General features: G+C 41.7%; 14 protein-coding genes. 5 read left to right on the forward strand and 9 right to left on the reverse strand.

Going from position 1 to position 18,847, the window contains the following annotated elements; all coding sequences use genetic code 11:
- Window positions 1-26: 26 nt before the first annotated feature.
- Window positions 27-944, reverse strand: a complete 918-nt coding sequence (locus FHG64_RS02985; RefSeq protein WP_139065010.1) for a DUF5777 family beta-barrel protein — start codon at window positions 942-944, stop codon at window positions 27-29.
- Between the two features lie 64 nt (window positions 945-1,008).
- Window positions 1,009-1,491: a YceI family protein gene (locus FHG64_RS02990; protein ID WP_139065011.1), complete on the reverse strand. Its 483-nt coding sequence runs from the start codon at window positions 1,489-1,491 to the stop codon at window positions 1,009-1,011.
- A gap of 557 nt (window positions 1,492-2,048) precedes the next feature.
- On the opposite strand from FHG64_RS02990, the gene FHG64_RS02995 reads away from it, so the two are divergent.
- Window positions 2,049-7,373 carry a PAS domain-containing protein gene (locus FHG64_RS02995; RefSeq protein WP_139065012.1) on the forward strand — a complete coding sequence of 1,775 codons (5,325 nt, stop codon included), beginning with the start codon at window positions 2,049-2,051 and terminating at the stop codon, window positions 7,371-7,373.
- Window positions 7,374-7,666: 293 nt separating this feature from the next.
- Here the strand turns inward: FHG64_RS02995 and FHG64_RS03000 are convergent, their stop codons facing one another.
- Together FHG64_RS03000 and FHG64_RS03005 are read right to left on the reverse strand one after the other, a co-directional pair.
- Window positions 7,667-8,947: an L-lactate MFS transporter gene (locus tag FHG64_RS03000; RefSeq protein WP_139065013.1), complete on the reverse strand. Its 1,281-nt coding sequence runs from the start codon at window positions 8,945-8,947 to the stop codon at window positions 7,667-7,669.
- Between the two features lie 278 nt (window positions 8,948-9,225).
- Window positions 9,226-10,641 (reverse strand): MBL fold metallo-hydrolase, encoded by a 1,416-nt coding sequence (locus tag FHG64_RS03005; RefSeq protein WP_139065014.1) that lies wholly within the window; start codon window positions 10,639-10,641, stop codon window positions 9,226-9,228.
- Between the two features lie 474 nt (window positions 10,642-11,115).
- Here FHG64_RS03005 and FHG64_RS03010 point away from each other — a divergent pair, with 474 nt between their 5' ends.
- The 4 genes from FHG64_RS03010 to FHG64_RS03025 all read left to right on the forward strand — a co-directional run bounded on the left by FHG64_RS03010 (window position 11,116) and on the right by FHG64_RS03025 (window position 15,109).
- Window positions 11,116-12,051 (forward strand): ring-cleaving dioxygenase, encoded by a 936-nt coding sequence (locus tag FHG64_RS03010; RefSeq protein WP_139065015.1) that lies wholly within the window; start codon window positions 11,116-11,118, stop codon window positions 12,049-12,051.
- 401 nt (window positions 12,052-12,452) lie between these two features.
- On the forward strand, window positions 12,453-13,067 hold the full coding sequence (locus FHG64_RS03015) for an alpha/beta hydrolase (RefSeq protein WP_139065016.1): 615 nt from the start codon (window positions 12,453-12,455) through the stop codon (window positions 13,065-13,067).
- A gap of 74 nt (window positions 13,068-13,141) precedes the next feature.
- On the forward strand, window positions 13,142-14,041 hold the full coding sequence (locus tag FHG64_RS03020) for a DUF5996 family protein (protein ID WP_139065017.1): 900 nt from the start codon (window positions 13,142-13,144) through the stop codon (window positions 14,039-14,041).
- 153 nt (window positions 14,042-14,194) lie between these two features.
- Window positions 14,195-15,109: a pirin family protein gene (locus tag FHG64_RS03025; RefSeq protein WP_139065018.1), complete on the forward strand. Its 915-nt coding sequence runs from the start codon at window positions 14,195-14,197 to the stop codon at window positions 15,107-15,109.
- Window positions 15,110-15,199: 90 nt separating this feature from the next.
- On the opposite strand, the gene FHG64_RS03030 is transcribed toward FHG64_RS03025, so the two are convergent.
- The 5 genes from FHG64_RS03030 to FHG64_RS03050 form a co-directional block, all read right to left on the reverse strand.
- Complete coding sequence (locus FHG64_RS03030; RefSeq protein WP_139065019.1) at window positions 15,200-16,279, reverse strand: mechanosensitive ion channel family protein; 1,080 nt, start codon at window positions 16,277-16,279, stop codon at window positions 15,200-15,202.
- A gap of 173 nt (window positions 16,280-16,452) precedes the next feature.
- Window positions 16,453-16,890 (reverse strand): DoxX family protein, encoded by a 438-nt coding sequence (locus tag FHG64_RS03035; protein WP_139065020.1) that lies wholly within the window; start codon window positions 16,888-16,890, stop codon window positions 16,453-16,455.
- Between the two features lie 107 nt (window positions 16,891-16,997).
- Window positions 16,998-17,561 (reverse strand): YceI family protein, encoded by a 564-nt coding sequence (locus FHG64_RS03040; protein WP_139065021.1) that lies wholly within the window; start codon window positions 17,559-17,561, stop codon window positions 16,998-17,000.
- Between the two features lie 60 nt (window positions 17,562-17,621).
- The gene (locus FHG64_RS03045) at window positions 17,622-18,323 is read right to left on the reverse strand and encodes a DsbA family oxidoreductase (RefSeq protein ID WP_139065022.1); all 702 of its coding nucleotides are present in this window, start codon (window positions 18,321-18,323) and stop codon (window positions 17,622-17,624) included.
- 2 nt (window positions 18,324-18,325) lie between these two features.
- Window positions 18,326-18,817, reverse strand: a complete 492-nt coding sequence (locus tag FHG64_RS03050) for a hypothetical protein (protein WP_139065023.1) — start codon at window positions 18,815-18,817, stop codon at window positions 18,326-18,328.
- Between the last annotated feature and the right edge of the window lie 30 nt (window positions 18,818-18,847).

Raw genomic sequence — 18,847 nt, forward strand, 5'->3', positions numbered from 1 at the left:
AAATGTTCTATTCAAGTAGAACGTTCTCAGTATCCTCCCGTACCGGAAGGACCATTCTTTGGGCCCAGATAAAAGTTTCGTGAAATGGTAAATCCGAATCTGACCCCGCCGTCTTCCCATGATTTTTGAGTGTAGGGAATAAAATTATTTTCGGTGATATAAGTGGCATTTTGGAAATTAAGACTGAAGACGTGCCCCCCGGTCTCAATCTCCAGGCCTATCCCTAGCGGATTGTAATAGGTAAATTCAGTATCTTCCGGCCTGTCAAGACCATTCACCAGGGTATAATCTGCTATAAGGGAAAAGCGTTTGGTGATCTTAAGCCTGCCACCCATTCCTATAACCAGGAAATTGTTTTGATCAAAGGCATCGGTAACCACCGGCCTTATAAGATATCCCGGGTTAAGCATAAGGGAAAGGGAAGGTGAGAATTTCCTTGCAAGGATCACCTGCAGGAAATGTGTGATCCTGTCAGTTTCTGCTGGAAATTCATTTTGAAAATTTTCTTTCCTCGTGATCCAGCCACTTTGCCCGAATAAGGTAACCGATAAAGGCATACCTTCCTCCTTTTGTTTCAAAAGCCTGAATTTTGCCAGAACATGATAGGTTTCATTAAATCTACTCCTGCCTATTCCTACTGTAAAATCGTTGGTAATACCGTAATCCAGACCAAGGTGAATATCTGTAGCGGCATCGAGCCCATATAAGGTATGGGAACCGCCAAATTCGCCTCCAATATCCCCAAACCTATGTCCTATCCAAAAAGTTAATGCGTATTTTTTTTGCGTTTCATTAGTTTGGAGCAACACGAGTTTAGGGCTCTTAAAGGTAGCCATAACAACTTCCTCCTGTGCCGGGTTGATCTCCAGCATTAGGGAATCCAGACTTTGTGACTTTAGCGACATGCAAATTAAAAACACGTAAATTAGGATTAATGCTCTCATGGGCTGCGTCTTTTATAGTTGGCGTGCACGGTAACTTTTATAACCTCGGCAATGTTCCTGAACATTAGCCGGGGATCTTAATCTCGTGGTCTTTGTTGGCCACAAAGAATTCGGTTCTTAGTTGAAGTTGATCATCCTGGATGATGATATTCCCCGGGATCTCCCGGGGCCTGCTCCTGCCATGAATATCAAGTTCCCCTTTAAAAATGACCTGGTAATCCCCCGGCGAATCAATACCCGGCACAGGAGAGATAATTCCTCGAAATATCGCTACAGGATACTTATGGGATTCAATATAATTTTCATTAAAATGTTCGCGCATGAGCTCCTTTGCGAATTCAAAGCTTCTCATGCGCACCTTAAAAATTATTTCTCCCGTACCTGGATCGTAAACTGAAATACCTTCTTTGCTAACAGCCTTTATGTCTTCGATTGGTGCTGAGGAGAAGAAGGTTATCCTTGCATTATTTGTCTGAAAAATTTCCTGAGCAAGCCCGGCCTTCGTAGAAAGCAAAAGAAGGAAGATATATAACCCCAATTTTTTCATCACTTCGGGATTGAATATCGGCGGGGCAACAATATGGTAATTAGCATTAAATTTACATAAAATATGTAATTTATCTTACCAATTTTTGATAATAATTATTGGTTGATACTAATAATTTGTAATTAGAGCCATAAAATTTCATTTATCTGGGAATGATTGTTTTGGAGCGAATGCACAAATTTCTTCCTGCTATTAATTGGAAATAAATTGCTTTCTCAAAACCTGGTATTATACAGGAAACAATAATTTGATTAAGCATTTACCTGCATGTATAGCATAGTGAGATCTATGGAAAATAGCAATGAGCAAATGAAGTTTTCCAAATGTACACATCTGCTCTTTTTATTAAAATTTTCTTCTTTCCAGCAATTTCTATTTCTTAAAACAAGTTAAAGTAACTGTTTAATAGGTTTTCAGGTTGCTTTAATTCCTTTTACGTTATTAGAATTCATTAAATTGCGCAGAACATCTTCCTTAAGATTATTACTTCATTTTTTCAGATTTTTTGAGATAATCTCTATAGGATAACAGCTTTAAATATTTCGCATTTCAGTTTTATGGAAGAAAACCATACTTCATCTAATGATCCAAAGGGGGAAAACCTCAGGGAGCAATTAAATTTTTTGGAAAAAGTCCACAAATTAAATCCCAACCTTCTCTATATAATACAATTAAATCCACACAGGATCATCTATATAAATGATGTATCCAGGGAGATCCTGGGGCTTGAGCCTAAGACTGTAATCAATACCGGACCTGAAATTTTTAAAAACATCCTACACGAAGAGGATTATGAACAAAGGCTGGATAATCTTGAAAAATGCCTCAAAAACAAGGAAGAGGAATTATGTGAAATAGATGTTCGAATACGCACGGCCAGTGGAAATTGGGAATGGTTCAAATTAAAGGATAAGATCTTTGACCGCAGCAGTGAAGGCAAGGTTACCCATATAATAGGTACGGCAAACAATATTCACGAGCAAAAAGTTTGGGAAGAAAAACAGCGTGAGGAACACCGCAGGTTTGAGAATGCCCAGGAAATTGGCCATATAGGAAGTTACCAGCGAAAACTTCCAGGGGATTATTTTACTTATTCTGCAGAGTTCTATCGCATTCTTGGGTTGGAGCCAAGGGAGGAAGAAATACATATTGATGAGTTTTTATCCCATGTACACCCAGACGATCGGGAAGAATACATAAAAGCCATACAACATACCTATGCTACCGGGGAACCTCTTGACATAGTGACAAGAGCAATAAGGCCAGATGGCAGTATAAGATATATTCAGCGCCGTGCTGCCATACTTAAAGATGAGCTCGGCACCCCGGTACTTGGCTATGGTACCGGGCAGGATATTACAGAAAGAATAAAGGCCGAGGAAGAAAGGGAAAGACTGGAAACCCTTATGCAATCTACAGAGATAGTTGCAGGCACAGGAAGTTATGAGGCCGATCTAATAAATAATAAGCTGTTTTTTTCTAAAGGATTATTCCGGCTGTTTGGATATGAACCGGGAGAGTTTGAACCTACTGAAGAGTGGGTGAATGCTCATTCCCATCCAGATGATGCCCCGGTAGTTCGACAAATCCTGGAGGAAGCAACCAACAATAAAAAGGGCTATTCCTATACCCGGCGCATATATAGAAAAGATGGACAAAAGCGGGTAATTGAATCCCAGGGTAGCATCATTGTTGATGAGAAGGGAAAACCTGTAAAATTCATTGGCCTGGTGCAGGATGTGACAGCTCGTAAAAAAGCTGAGAAATCCCTTCAGGAAAGTGAAGAACGTAGCCGTAACCTCCTAAAAGTACTTCAAAATGCACCCGATTCCTACCTGGTATTAACGGCCGATTTGGTTATTGAAATGGCTAGTGATGCCTACCTGGAAGCTACACAAACAACCCGTAAGGATATTATAGGAAAACTTGTTTTTGATGCCTTTCCAGATAATCCTGAAGCTGTGGATGCCATGGGGGTTAAAAACCTTAAGGCTTCACTTCAAAACGTCCTTCAAACCAGGAAACCAGATCGTATGCCCATACAGCATTATGATGTAAGGGATAAGGAGGGTTCATTTAAAGAAAAATACTGGAGCCCTACCAATACCCCGGTGATCAATGCAAAAGGAGATGTGGATTATATTATTCACAGGGTGCTGGACGTTACCGAGGTCATGAAGAAGCAGACCGCGATCGCAGGGCTCTCTAATGAAACCGAAATACTTAAAACCTCCCTGGAGGAAATCAAGATCCAGGCGAGCCAGTTAAAAGAAAGCAGGTCCTTGTTGCAATCTATTTTTGATGCTTCCCCAAATTCCATAGTACTCTATGATATCCTGCGCGACCGGGATGGAAAAGTCTATGACTTACAATTTTCTATGGTGAATGCCTTTAACTATAAGGTTCTGGAAGTAAATAAGAATATAATTGGTAAAAGATTAGGAGAGGAATTCCCGCTGGTTAAGGAAAACAAAACCCTGGAGAATTTTATCTATACAGCAGAAACAGGAATTGCGACAGATTTTGAGACCTGGCTGGAAGGAGGAGGTTACCAACATTGGTTCCATTACAGGGTAACCAGGCTAGAAGATCAACTTTTAGTTACCAGTGAAGATATTACCGAAAGGAAAAAGTCTGAAGAGATCATCCAGCAAATGTTGAATGGATCCCTATCTGCCATTACAATTCTACAGGCCGTTAGAGGTGAAGATGGTGAGATCACAGATTTCGTATTTAAAGGAGCTAACAAAGCGGCAGAAAAAATAAATTCTCTACCTGCAGAGAAAATGGTTGGACAAAGGCTGTTGCACCTGTTTCCCGGTGTAAAACATGTTTTTCTTGACACCTATATAAATGTAGTTGAGACCGGGGAACCATTGAGAGTTCAGCGGCAGTATTCCTATGAACATCTCAACAATTGGTTTGACGTCTCTGCCGTGAAAATAGGAGATGGTATTATCATGACCTTTAATGATATCACCGAGCAAAAAGAGGCAGAGCAGGAGCTGGTGCAATTAAAAGAGGAACTTGCCCAGCGGGCAAAGGACAGGTACAGAAAGATCATTAACTCCATGGATGAAGCTTACTGTCTTATGGAAGTTATTTTTAATGACAGGGATGAATGTGTAGATTACCGCTACCTTGAAATTAATCCTGTATTTGAGGAGCAGGCAGGTTTGCAGGATGTTCTTGGAAAGAGAATTACAGATTTGGTACCTCATATGGAGGACTACTGGTTTAAGTATTATGGTACCGTGGCTAAGACAGGGGAATCCTTGCGTTTCGAAGATTACTCTGAATCCCTGGAACGCTGGTTTGACATTTACGCTTTTCGACTTGATGAGCAGGAAAAGAACCAGATTGGGGTAATTTTTAAAGATATAACAGAACGCAAAGCCGCAGAAGACAGGCAGACTTTCCTTTTAAATTTAAATGATGCCCTGCGTCCCCTGGCAGATCCTGCCGAGATCCAGATCACAGCTATGAATGTACTGGGATCGCACCTCGAGGTTACCCGTGCTTTTTATTCAGAAGCGCAGGATAATGAAGAAACCCTTTATACTAATCCCGAGTACATAGATGGAGTGGACGAAGCTCCTGAAGAAATTAATATAACAAGTTATAAGCCAGAATTAATAGAACAATTCCTCAATGGCAAAACCCTGGTCATCAATGATGTCCTTGTAGAAAATGTTTTAAGGGAGGAGTCAGATATAGATCTAAACAACCAGCAGGTTAGAGCAGGCATAGCTGTTCCCTTAATAAAAAATGAGAAACTTGTGGCAGCCATTAGGGTTCATCAAAATACCCCAAGACGCTGGACCCCCGCAGAAGTCTCCCTGGTGGAGGAGGTATGCAAACATACCTGGGCAGCAGTAGAAAGGGCAAGATCTGGGAATGCACTACGAGAGAGTGAACAAAAATTTAGAGACCTGGTAGAAGCATCGGCTCTCGCAGTATGGGAAACCAATCCACAGGGAATGGTGGAAACCGATAGCCCTTCCTGGAGAACATTTACCGGGCAATCATTTGATGATTGGAAAGGGTACGGGTGGCTGAATGCCGTACACCCTGAGGAACGAGAGTTGGTAATAAAAAACTGGAAAGAAGCAGTTGCTGCAAATCGCAAGGTGGATACAGAGTTTCGACTGGTAGGTAAAAATGGTGAAAGCCGGTGGACGAATGTAAAAGCAATCCCTATAATAAGCCTGGATGGCAAAGTAACCAAATGGGCAGGTATGAACCTGGATATCCATAATATGAAGATGACAGAGGATGCCCTTATCAAAGCCAAGAATGAGGCTGAAGCTGCCTCCAGGGCTAAGGAAGATTTTGTTTCCACTATGAGCCATGAGATACGCACTCCCCTTAATGCAGTTATTGGTCTTACCAACCTTTTATTAGATAATAATCCCAGGGATGATCAAAAGGAAAATCTAAATTCTCTCAGTTTTTCTGCTCAAAACCTCCTGTCCCTCATCAACGATATCCTGGATTTCAGCAAACTTGAAGCAGGAAAAGGAGACGTGGATGAAAATGTCTTTGACCTTTCAATTCTTGTAATAAGCCTTCAGCAGCTATATGCTCCCCAGGCAAGGAAGAATGGCAGTTTATTTAATCTAAAACTCGATAACAAGATCCCGCCACGTATAGTGACAGATCAACTTAAACTATCCCAAATTCTTCACAACCTGGTAAGCAATGCTGTGAAATTTACTCGTGATGGTAACATTGATTTTTCCATTTCCGTTCAAAGGCGCGAACATGAGATGCTATGGCTGGAATTTGTAATTAAAGACACCGGGATTGGAGTTCCAAGAGAAAAACTCGCTCATATTTTTGAAAAATTTTCCCAGGCAGAGAGTTCTACAGTAAGACAGTATGGCGGGACCGGGCTTGGATTGACCATTACCAAATTGTTACTGGAATTGTTGGGTAGCGAGATCAAGGTTGAAAGCCAGGTGGGACAGGGTTCTAAATTCCATTTTCTGCTTCCCGTGAAGGAGGCCCCATTAGAAAAGTCTATAAATGACATCCCTGTTTATGGGCATGAAGATATAACTAATATAGAGGAGTTGGAGATATTGCTGGTGGAAGATGTGGAGATCAACAGAAATATCCTTTTGCAGTTTATGTCTAATTGGTGGCAAATCCAACCCGATGAAGCTTTAAACGGAAAAGAAGCTGTGGAAAAAGCTACAAAGAAGAAGTATGATATGATACTTATGGACGTGCGTATGCCCATCATGGATGGCCATGAAGCCACAAAACAAATAAGAAGATTACCCGGTTATAAGAATGTACCAATCCTGGCGCTTACTGCCGACAAAAATTTGGAGGTACAACAAGAGCAGAATAATTCGCAATTTGATGACCTGCTTACCAAACCATTTGATCCCGCACAACTTAAGCGCAGGATCCTACATTACCTCTACCCTGCTGCAAATCCAAAACCAAAACCAGATGCCATAAATGGTGAAATCAAGCCTATGAAAGGTGCACCTAATGGAAATGGTATATCCAGGAAGGAACAAGATGATCAAGATCCTATTGATGTTTCACGCTATACCAGCCTGGCCGGAGATAACCGGGTACTACTGGAGAAATTATTGGGCAATTCCCTAAAATCCATTAAGAGCTATAGAAAAGAATTTGATATAGCGGCAACTGGAAGGGATACTGAGGCTTTGTCCAACCTCATTCATAAAAATACGGTAACCTTACATTATATACAGGCAAACCGGCTTGGAGGAATGATCCAAAACTACCGGGAGAGCCTGCAGGAGGATGAGACAGCGAAGACCACCGAACAACACGAGGCAATTCTGGAGGAATTTGAGAGGGTGACAGAGTCTTTACAAAAATTATTGGAGAAGAAATAATACAAACGATGGTAGTTGAATTTGTTTCCACTGCTTAAAAACATCAATTCTTATAATTCCTAACCACAGGAATTTTTTATTCTGCTGCATTGTTGTCCGGTAAAAGAGTCTCGACCGCTTCCGCTGCTAGAATAAAAAACCCAGACTAAAATCTATATCATTGTAAATCATATATTTAACCAATTCTAAAAAGTCTGGATTTTATTAAACTATTTAAGATTCAAAACCACCCCATGTGGGTTTATAAAACTTCGGACAATATATAGCAAGGCTTATCGCAAATTCACACTATTTTAATCGGACACCAATGATCCTGCTGTAGCCATTTGAGGATCCCGCTGTTCTTTTTGAATTTTCCTCACATCCTTTTTCAGAAATAAAGATATGATCAAAGCGATTGCAATGAGTACAATAAAAACATAGAATACGGGAACATAGCTTCCTGTAAAGGCGTAGATCTGTGAAACCAGCGTTGGACCAATGAGCCCGCCCAGGGACCAGGTTGTAAGAAGATAGCCGTGGATCGCCCCAAGTTCCCGGGTTCCAAAAAGATCGGCTATAAAGGCAGGTAGATTTGAGAATCCGCCGCCATAACAGCTCACCACAAGAAAGATGAGCACCTGGAAAATAATAGCGCTGGAAATAATAGGCAAGGTGATAAAGGCTACCAGTTGTATCACAAAAAATATAATATACACCACCGGCCTTGAAAGATAATCTGATGCTGCTGCCCAGCCAATCCTTCCTGCGCCGTTAAAGATCCCCATAAGCCCAACCATCACCGCTGCACTCGCAGCAGTTAGTCCGCCAATGGTTTGTGCCATAGGGGAGGCGACCGAGATCATCATTATACCTGCGCTCGTATTGATCAACATAATTGTCCACAACATCCAGAAGTGCTTTGTTACCACTGCCTTTTTAGCTGTGAGCGAGGACAAATCCTGTAGCACTCTCCTGGTGCTTATACGGGCTTTTTCCTTCATCCCGACAGGGAGCCACCCTTTAGGTGGAGGTGCAATATACCAGGCCCCAAGGGACATAAGCAGGAAATAACTACCGCCGAGAATATAGAAAGTAGTGCTTATTCCCACAGATTCCATAAGCGAAGCGGCAAGTGGAGCCGTGATCAAGGCACCCGCACCAAATCCAAGAACTGCCATCCCCGTAGCAAGCCCGCGACGGTCCGGAAACCATTTTACCAAAGTGGAAACCGGTGCGATGTATCCTATCCCTAAACCTATCCCGCTTAAAAGACCATAAGAAAGAATGAACATCACCAAGGAGTCCAAAGCTACTGCCACTCCAGATCCTGCCTGCCCAAGGCCGAACAGCACCGCAGCTATCATAGCCGATTTTGTAGGGCCGCTTCGTTCTACAAATCTCCCAAACACAGCAGCCGATGCCCCACCAAGGGTCATCATAACTGTAAATGCTATAGTAACTGAGGAGATCGTCCATCCCAAATTTTCTGCAAGGGGAATAGTATATACACTATAAGCATATGCTGCCCCAATAGAGAGATGTATGCATATAGCAGATAAAGCGATCAACCACCTGTTCTTTTGAAGTCTCATAAACTCTGGAAATTAAAGTTCGATATAAAGGCTGCTATGGAATAGTCAATAACCAATTATTTTCTTAAAAATCCTAAAATTATTATTTACATAAGATAATTAAATCGCGGCTGCTTGAGTTCTCCTGTCTTTACAATTTCTTCAACTATAAAGATCAGGGTGCTGGTCTTTGAGCAGTGGCAGCCACCGCTTGCTTCTTCGGGATTATGAAAATTTGCATACAAAAAAGTCCCGATACAGGAAGTATCAGGACTTTACAATTAATACAGTTATAAAATTTAGGAAAGGGCTATTTTGAAATCCTTTTCCGTTTCAGGAGAATTTAACCTATTCCATTCTTCCATCCCGCCGGGATATACTTTTACATTCTTAAACCCATTGCGGGCGAGGATCGATTCAGCTATAGCAGCCCGGGCACCACTCTGGCAATGGATCACTATTTCTTTTTCTGCGTCAATCTTATCGAGATTATCGGGCAAGGTCCCAACGAAAATATTTTCCACCCCCTGGATATGACCTTCTGTGTATTCAGATACGCCCCGTACATCTATAACCTGTACATTATCTTTTCCCAGGTAAGACTTAAATTCTTCGATTGAGAGGTTCTCTGTTTTTTCAAGTGCAATGTTTAAAACTTCGACTTTCTCGATATATCCCATAATATTATCCAGGCCTATTCTCATCAATTTCCTGGTAAGGTCCTCCATTTGCTCCTCCCCGGCCACAAGTATAAATTGCTCTTCATAGTTAAGGAACCACCCTGCCCATGTAGAGAAGGAATTATTTCCCTGTATATGAATACTATTTGGAATATGACCATTCGCAAATTCTTGCTTATCCCGGGCATCTATGATCTTAATACCTTTATCGTAAGCTTCCTTAAATTCTTTTTCTGAAAGTTTCTTATGTTTAGGTACTTCGGTAAGCAGTGGACGCTCCTCCTTGTTCAGCTTTTTCATCATTGCGAAGTATTTGGGAGGTTCAGGCTGGCCTTCCAGCAGGTAATCTATAAAGCCCTTTTTATTATCTTCATACTGGAATGCCCAGTTTCGAATTTTTTCGTAGCCAACAGTTGTGCTTGGTACGGCTCCAAGAGCTTTCCCGCAGGCAGATCCTGCCCCGTGACCCGGCCATACCTGCAGGTGCGCAGGAAGTTCACTAAATTTTTTGAGAGATCTATACATATCCTCTGCCCCCTTATCCTGTGTACCTTTTAATCCGGCAGCTTTTTCCAGCAGGTCGGGTCTGCCAATATCCCCAACAAAAACAAAATCCCCGGTAAATAGCATTACCGGTTCCCGGCTTGCAGGATTATCTGTTAATAGGAAGGAGATACTCTCTGGTGTATGACCGGGAGTATGCATCACATCCAGGGTAAGATTCCCTACCTGGATGCTGTCACCATCCTTCAATCCAATGTGGTCAAACTGGTAGCTCCAATCTGGCCCGCCTTCGTCTGAAAGATACATTTTTGCTCCCGTCACCGCATTTAATTCCCTGGTTCCTGCCAGAAAATCGGCATGAATATGTGTCTCAGTTACGTGAGTGATTCGCAGGTTATTCTGTTGTGCGATCTCCAGATATGTATCTATATCGCGTTTAGCATCGATGACGATGGCCTCCCCTGTCTTTTGACAGCCAATTACATAACTTGCCTGGGCAAGCGATTTGTCATAAACGTGTTGAAAAAACATAATTTTTATATATTAAATGAATATTCTATTTAAAATTCTGAAGCAAAAATACTCTTTGTATTACTGCTTCACAGTAACATTAGTTACAGTGGAAACAACCACCTTCCATCTGCTCATTATTTAATTTATAAAGGAAATCACAGCAGGGGTTAGAATATCTATTTCCCATTCTACCTATCCAGGATTACACAATGTTACCTATCGTGCTAAACTCTCAAAGATATTCCAGGTACGTAGTATTGCGATTTTGTTTGTATATTAAATACAGAAAGAGATTTATTCAGGAAAAATAATCTGCAGCTACAAAGCTTGATGATTTTGGTTTTCTCTTAATGTTTTTAGCAAATGTTATTAACATAGGTCAACATTTTTCCGGCTTTTGATGCCGATCTTTGAGGTACAAAGACAGGTAAATAAATGAAAAGTCCAGTCTGTGGCTATTAGTTAAAAAAGAAGCATTCAAAATTTTAGATTATGGAAAAGAAAATAAAAGGTTTACATCACATTACTGCAATTGCAGGAGATCCCCAGCGCAATTATGATTTTTATACCAAAACTCTAGGTTTAAGGATGGTAAAAAAAACGGTGAACTTCGACGATCCTAAGACATATCACTTTTATTTCGGGGATGAAGTGGGAACCCCGGGAAGTATTCTTACATTTTTCCCCTGGCCCGGAGCCAGGCAGGGACAGGATGGTGCCGGGATGGCTACCGAGATTGGCTACTCTGTACCCAAAGGAAGCCTTGAGTTCTGGAAAGACAGGTTTGAAGAAAAGAACGTACGGCATTTCCAGATCAAGGAGCAATTTGGGGAGAGAAAACTGCTTTTCCTGGATCCCGATGGTCTAAAATTAAGCCTCATTGAAACCACCAATGACGACAGGCAGGGATTTAAAAGCAACGAGGTGAAAGCAGATGCCGCTATCAAAGGGTTTCATTCTGTTACCCTTACACTTAATTTTGCTGAAGAAACCGCAGCGGTATTAACCGATATTTTCGGCTATGAAAAGCTCTCCGAAGAAGGAAGCTTTCACCGTTATAAAACTGATGCAACGGAGAATGCCGCAATAGTAGATCTTTTTATTCTGCCAGATGCATACAGGGGCATCAATGCAGCCGGCACCAATCATCATGTAGCTTTTAGGGTGAAGGATGAAGAAGATTTGATGCAAATGCGGGAAAAAGTGCTGGCAAAAGGTTTACATATTACAGAAAAAATAGACAGGGATTATTTCTATTCCCTGTATTTCCGGGAACCGGGCGGCGTCCTCTTTGAGATCGCGACAGATAATCCCGGCTTTGCCACAGATGAAACAGTAGATGAACTTGGCTCCTCCCTCCAATTACCCGCAAGGTACAGAGGAGCAAGAGAGCAAATTGAAAAGGCACTGCCGGAGTTGAGGGAATAGCTCTGTTGTTTGGTGTTTGGTGTTTGGGGTTAATTAGTTAGGGTGGATTCGTTAGTTCGTGAGGCGTTGATTCGTTAGTTCGGAATTCTTTAAATGGAAAAACTGGGTAATTGGTAATTGAAAATTGCATATACATTCTTTTAGCTAGTTAGCGGGGGATTTGCGATTTGAGCTACGATAAACGTGCTCCGTCAATCTGTTCCCGCTACGGACTAACGACTAACGACCAACGACTACTTTTTGAAACTTCTTTTTAAACTCCTTTAAAAACTCCGTGGTTAAATAAAAATTAGTCTCTAAAAAAGCACCAATAATCAGGCAAGCTCAAACTCATAACCATACCCCATAACTCTTAACTCTTAACTCTTAACCCTAATCCATAACTCATAACTCAAAAAAAAATGCATACCAAAAACATACTTACAGCAGGAAAAGACCTAAAAGATGCAAAAAAAGCAATGATCTTCCTTCACGGCCGTGGAGGAACGGCACAGGATATACTGAGCCTTGCAGATCATTTACCGGTGGAGGACTTTGCGCTTTTTGCTCCCCAGGCTACCGGCAATACCTGGTATCCCTATTCATTTCTCGCACCTCCCGCTCAAAATGAACCCGGCCTCTCTTCTGCCCTGGAAATCCTGAAGGATCTACTGGATGAGATACAACTACAGGGAATAGCTGCAGAGAACATATACTTTGCAGGGTTCTCCCAGGGAGCCTGCCTCACTGCCGAATTTGTTACCCGAAATGCTTCCCGATATGGAGGAGTTATAATCTTCACCGGCGGCCTTATTGGCGACAGGATATATGAAAATTATAAGGGAGATTTTGCAGGCACGCCGGTTTTCATTGGCAGCGGAAACCCGGATGCCCATGTTCCCGTAGAGCGGGTGAAAGAAACCCAGCAAATTATGCAGGAGATGAATGCCCGGGTGGAGGTAAAGATCTATGACAACAGGCCGCATACTATTTCCCGTGATGAAATAGAATTGGCGGTAAAATTTATTTTTGAATGATGGAGAATTTTTAATCACCTTATCGCGCTCAAGATACTGTTTTTGAGTATCTTATTAGTTCAAAAATTGAAAATATGGAAAACAAGTGGCCTGTTCTATCGTATGAAAATGGAAAAAAAACGTATGAAACACTTCATATGTTTACCCAGATCCTGGGGAAGATAAAGCTGGAAACCCTGCCCTGGCAAAATCACTCCTGGCATGTGACCTTAAAATTCACCCCTACGGGCCTTACAACCAATACCCTGCCCTACAAAGACATATTTTTTCAAATTGATCTTGATTTGGTGAAGCATATTTTAAAGATCACGACCAGCCGGGGGGAAAAAAGGACATTTGAATTGAGAGGCCTATCTGTTTCCTCCTTTAATGAAAGACTCTTCAATGAATTAAGGGAATTGAAGATAGCTATAGAAATTTACGGCAAACCTGTAGAAATAGAGCACCCAATTCCTTTTGCAGAAGACAACATGCATAATACATATGATCCTGTCCAGGCAGGTGATCTACACCATGCCCTGCTGGCCATGCAACAGGTTTTCTTCGAGTTTAAGTGCGGTTTTAAAGGAAAAAGTAGCGACGTGCATTTTTTTTGGGGAAGTTTTGATCTGGCAGTGTCCTTTTTCTCCGGCCGGAAAGCACCGGAACATCCCGGTGGATTTCCAAACCTGGCAAATTGGGTCGCGGTGGAAGCATACTCCCACGAAGTTATGAGTTTTGGGTTTTGGCCGGGCAGTGAAGCCCTGCCGGAAGCTGCATTTTACTCCTACCTCTACCCGGAACCGGAAGGTTATAAAGAAGCGGCCATAAAACCCGGGGAAGCCTACTACCACCCAAACCTAAGAGAATTTGTCCTACCATACAAAGCAGTGGCAAACGCAAAGGATCCGAATAAAAAATTGAAGGAATTTCTGGAAAGCGCCTACTCGGCAGGAACCAATCTCGCTAATTGGAACATGGACCTCCTGGAATGACTCATATGAGAATGTTTAAAATAGCAAGATTTATACAAATAAAAAGCAAATGTAAGATATTCCAGGAAAAGGACACTAAACCAGGAAAATCCGGGCAAAAGAGAAAAACCATTTTCATAAGAATGGAATAATACATAAAATAAAAGGAATCTTATGGTTAAAATTGTAATTGATGCCCGCCAGGCTTCCCTTGGAGAAGGAATGAAGGTAAAACGTATCCTGCCATTTAGAAAACAACGAATGGTGGGGCCTTTTATATTTATGGACCATGGAGGGCCGGTAGACCTGCGCCCTGACCTTAAAAAATCCATGGACGTGCTGCCGCATCCTCATATTGGACTTTCAACGGTTAGCTACCTCTTCAGTGGGGAACTGGTCCACCGGGACAGCCTGGGGGTACAGCAGGTGATACGTCCAGGCGAGGTAAACTGGATGACTGCAGGAAGCGGGATCTCTCATTCTGAAAGATTTGAAGATCCGGGAATTCTTTCTGAAAATTCCCTGGAATTGATACAAACCTGGGTCGCGCTTCCCGAAAAATATGAGGAAGCACAACCATCTTTCGAAAATTATAAACCCGAAGAATTGCCGGTCTATACAGGCAAAGGTGTCTGGATGCGCCTTATTGCCGGGGACGCCTATGGTTTAAAGAATGATGTGAGTACCCACTCCCCTCTTTTTTATTTGCACGTGAAGCTGGATAAAGAGGCCCGATTTGGATTGCCTGAAAAACATAGCGAAAGAGGGATCTATATTGCAAAGGGAAAACTTAAAATAGGCAGCACTGTATATTCTGCAGGGCAAATGCTTGTTTTTGAACCGGGTGTAGATCCTGTGATCATAGCAACAGAACCTGCAGACCTTATGGTCCTGGGAGGGGAGCCCCTTGGAGAGCGTTATATTTGGTGGAATTTCGTTTCTTCCCGTAAGGAACGCATTGAACAGGCAAAAGAAGACTGGAAACAGGGCAGGATCCTGCTACCTCCTACAGATGATGAGGAGTTCATCCCGTTGCCAGAAAATCCTTTTAAACCCAGGGATAATCCTTCCCCGGAACCTTTATCCTGAAAAGCAGGGAATCACAAATCGCTAAAATCTTAACCGGCAATTCAGTTAAATCTTTATCCTTCTTAAGGATAAAAGTATATTCTAACGCACTCAGGCCTTAGGTTGTAATTTGATATTTGGCAGTCCAATTTTATCAGGATGCTTCAGCAACTCTTCTATAATCTTTTGAAAAAGTTTTGTTTTCACGAACTCAGAATTCTTGGGTCGGGAAAGATATCTTAGGGTCACTTCTATCCAGCCGTTGGTATGCGCCTTCAGAATAATTGTAGGTCTTTCCTTTACTTCCAGTTCATCAATAAGGGTGCCTGCCAGTATATCCTTAAAGCGTTTTACCCTTCGCATCATCGCCTCCCCAATTTCATCCTCTGCCATCCTGCGTATAATATCCCCCGCAAACTGAAGATCGGTATCATAGGAGACAAAGAAAGACAGTTCCTTCCAGATAAATGGGAACAGCGGCCAGGAATAGTTATAGATATATTCGTTAAAGATCCTTGAATTTGAAAATTTAATGATACGTCCGCTGGGATGGTCGCCGGTGAGATAATCTCCCCTAAATTCCCAAAGCGTGGTATCGAGATAGCCAACATTTATGACATCCCCGTAAACAGCCCCAATCCTAATGCGGTCACCTACTTCATAGGGTTTCCTTATCAACAAATAGATCCAGCCAAAAAAACTGCTTAAGGGATTTTGTAATGCCAAACCAACTATAAGGGATACCACCCCAAAAGAGACCATGGTGGCATACCAGTTTGTAAAGAAAAGGGATAGGGTGATGATGAATATTAGAATACCCGAGAACAGGTTGATGATATTGCGCAGGTTGTAAGCAACAGAACCATCGGCTATCCTTCGGCTTACAATCCTTTTAAAAAGTCTGTTTAGTACCAGCACAAATGAAGCAAACATAAAACCCAGTACTATTTTTTGCAGCGCAGGAATATAGGAGGCCTGTATTGGGAAATATTTCCACTCCAGCAGGAAATAAAGAAAAATACAAACAGCCGAAATTATTATAGTAACAGCAAGGGCAGACATGCCCTGTTTTTCCTCCTCTTTTGTTTCCTCGGTCTTCTCCTCAGATGAAAGTTTTATGGCGTCCTGTACCTTTTCATCTTTCAGGATATCCTCGATTTCCTGTGCTTCAGTTTTGTCCTGTGATTCCATAAGAAATTTTGGTTAGCACCCTAAAATACTAAAAAGTCTATCTCTTACAGCTCTTTGAAGCCTAAGCAATAGAAGGTTTAACAAGGTTTTACGATTTCTTCAGCAATTAAGCCCGAGCAAAAAAAATCCGGATCAATTAAATGATCCGGATTTATTCCAAAAAGTTGGGGTAATTATGCGTTTTGCAAGCTCATTTTATTTTGCTGTACCAGGACTGCATCCAGAGAATATTTACCGCTTCCAAGAATTAATAGCACTATATATGACATCAAGTAGTGTAATCCCAGTTCCTGGCTCGAGAAAGGATCTGTTGCATGAATATAGAATACTGCCACCATCATAGTAATTATCAAAGGTATAGCTGCGAATCTCGTAGCCAGTCCTATAAGGATCAAAACAGAACATACAACCTCAGCAAAGACTGCAAGTGCCAGGGAGATCATTGGGCTTAATCCCATCACTCCGGGAAATTGTGAGGCATCCCCGCTAAACAACATTTGCATTTTGGGAAAACCATGCACCAGCATCATCGAGGCAACACCTATTCTTACAATCAGCAAGGCTATACTTACCTGCTCATTTCCTATGTTTATTCCAAGCAATTTTTTCATTTTCTTTTTCTTCATTTAGTAAATAAAACCATAAGGCCCGGGGGTGAGTAGGGTCACATTTCCTAAGCTTTCGCGAGATAAACCCGGGACCCTTTGGTTTCTAAATATTATTTTTTGAACTCTGCATCTACTTTAATCCTTACATCATCACTTAAAGCTGCTTCAGGAAAATCTGGACCAATATTGAATTCTTGCCTGCTCACCTCTCCTGTGATCTGGAAACCGGCTACCTGGGTGCCATCATCTTTTGTGATAGTTCCTCTATGCCATACATCCAGCGTAACGGGCTTAGTGATTCCGTGAAGGCTTAGATCCCCTGTTACTTTATACCTGTTCTCTCCATCTTTTTTAACTGACTTACTTTTAAAGGTCAACTCAGGATGTTTTTCAACTGCGAAAAAATCATCACTTCTAAGGTGATTATCCCTTCTCTCTACCCCTGTGTCTACAGAATTTACATCTATAGTAACATTGTAAGTGGCGTTATCCAGGCCATTGGTAGTATTGATGCTCGCATCAAAGCTGCGAAACAATCCTGTAACCTCCGCAATTCCCATATGGGTGATCCCAAAAGATACCTGTGAATGGGCTTTGTCTACGGTCCAGGTAGTTTGGGCGAAAAGCCCTGTGCTTAATAAAGCAACGAATGCAAATAAAATTCCTTTTTTCATGATTGTTTAATTTGAATGTTTAGTTAATTACTGTTTTATGTTCCTGTATTTATGGATTGCTCAATCACAATTACCATCGGGCTTACAGGAATCCCCTTCTATGATCTCTATATCATTATTCTTTTGAGTGTATTCCTCCCATGATTTCTCCAGGGTTTGTAAAAATGCTTCTGTAGATTGCGCTCCAGATACGCCATAGCGATTATCGAACACGAAGAAGGGAACTCCCCTTACCCCAATGTTGCGGGCATCCATCTCATCCTGCTTTACCTCATATTCAAAGGAATTTGAAGCCAGGACCTCTTTCACCTCTTCAGCATTTAAACCTATCGATTCCCCGGTTTCTATGAGAACATCAAAATCATCGATATTCCTTGCTTCTTCAAAATGTACCTTAAAAAGGGCTTCTTCGATCTCGTTACCCAAACTTTTGGTTTTAGCCATTTGGATAAGCCGGTGGGCATTGAAGGAATTTGCAAGAACCGAGTCCTCCAGGTTAAAATTAAGACCTACTTCCTTTGCCATTTGAGTGGCGCCGCCCAGCATTTGCTTTGCCTGCTCCCGGCTTACTCCTTTAGCTTTTACGAAATAATCTACAGTACTTATATCTGTTCTTGTTTCCAGGGTGGGATCAAGCTGAAAGCTTTTCCAGTTTACCTTTATCTTATCCCGCTGCGGAAACTTTTCCAGTGCTGCTTCAAATTTTCTCTTTCCTATATAGCAGAAAGGACATCTAACATCTGAAAATATATCTATAACCATTTTTATTTTTTTAATGTATAACCGGCTTCCTCAAAAAAGCCCCTCACCGTTAACAGTGATCCCTCATCATTTCCCAGTAGTCCTACCTGCATCTTTTCAATATTCAGGACTACCTTCACTACCATTGAATGTGGGAGCAGTTCCTCAAAATTTACTTTATCTTTCAAAATAGGGCAATCCTCTTCATGTGATAATATAAGAACGATCTTTTGAGTAGCAACTTCCTTTATTTTTTCAATAAGACCTTGTTCTATAGTTTCAGGATGGGTAAAGGCAATCACATCGGCTTCCCAGCATCCTTCTTTCTCACAGGTGGTAAAATCAACCTCTGCAGGAGGGTTTGCAGAATCCAGGCGGTTCTTTAGCGCTAGTTCCTTTTCTTCATCATTTGAAACAAACAGCAGGCGAACATTTTTTCCTGCCAGCTGCTTAGCAAGGGCAGGACAAAAATTGCCGGTATCACCTATGATTGCTATCGTTCTTTCTGCCTTCATTCTATCATCATTTAAATAATTCCCGGGAAC

The sequence above is a fragment of the Antarcticibacterium flavum genome (genome assembly GCF_006159205.1).
GTDB lineage: Bacteria > Bacteroidota > Bacteroidia > Flavobacteriales > Flavobacteriaceae > Gillisia > Gillisia flava.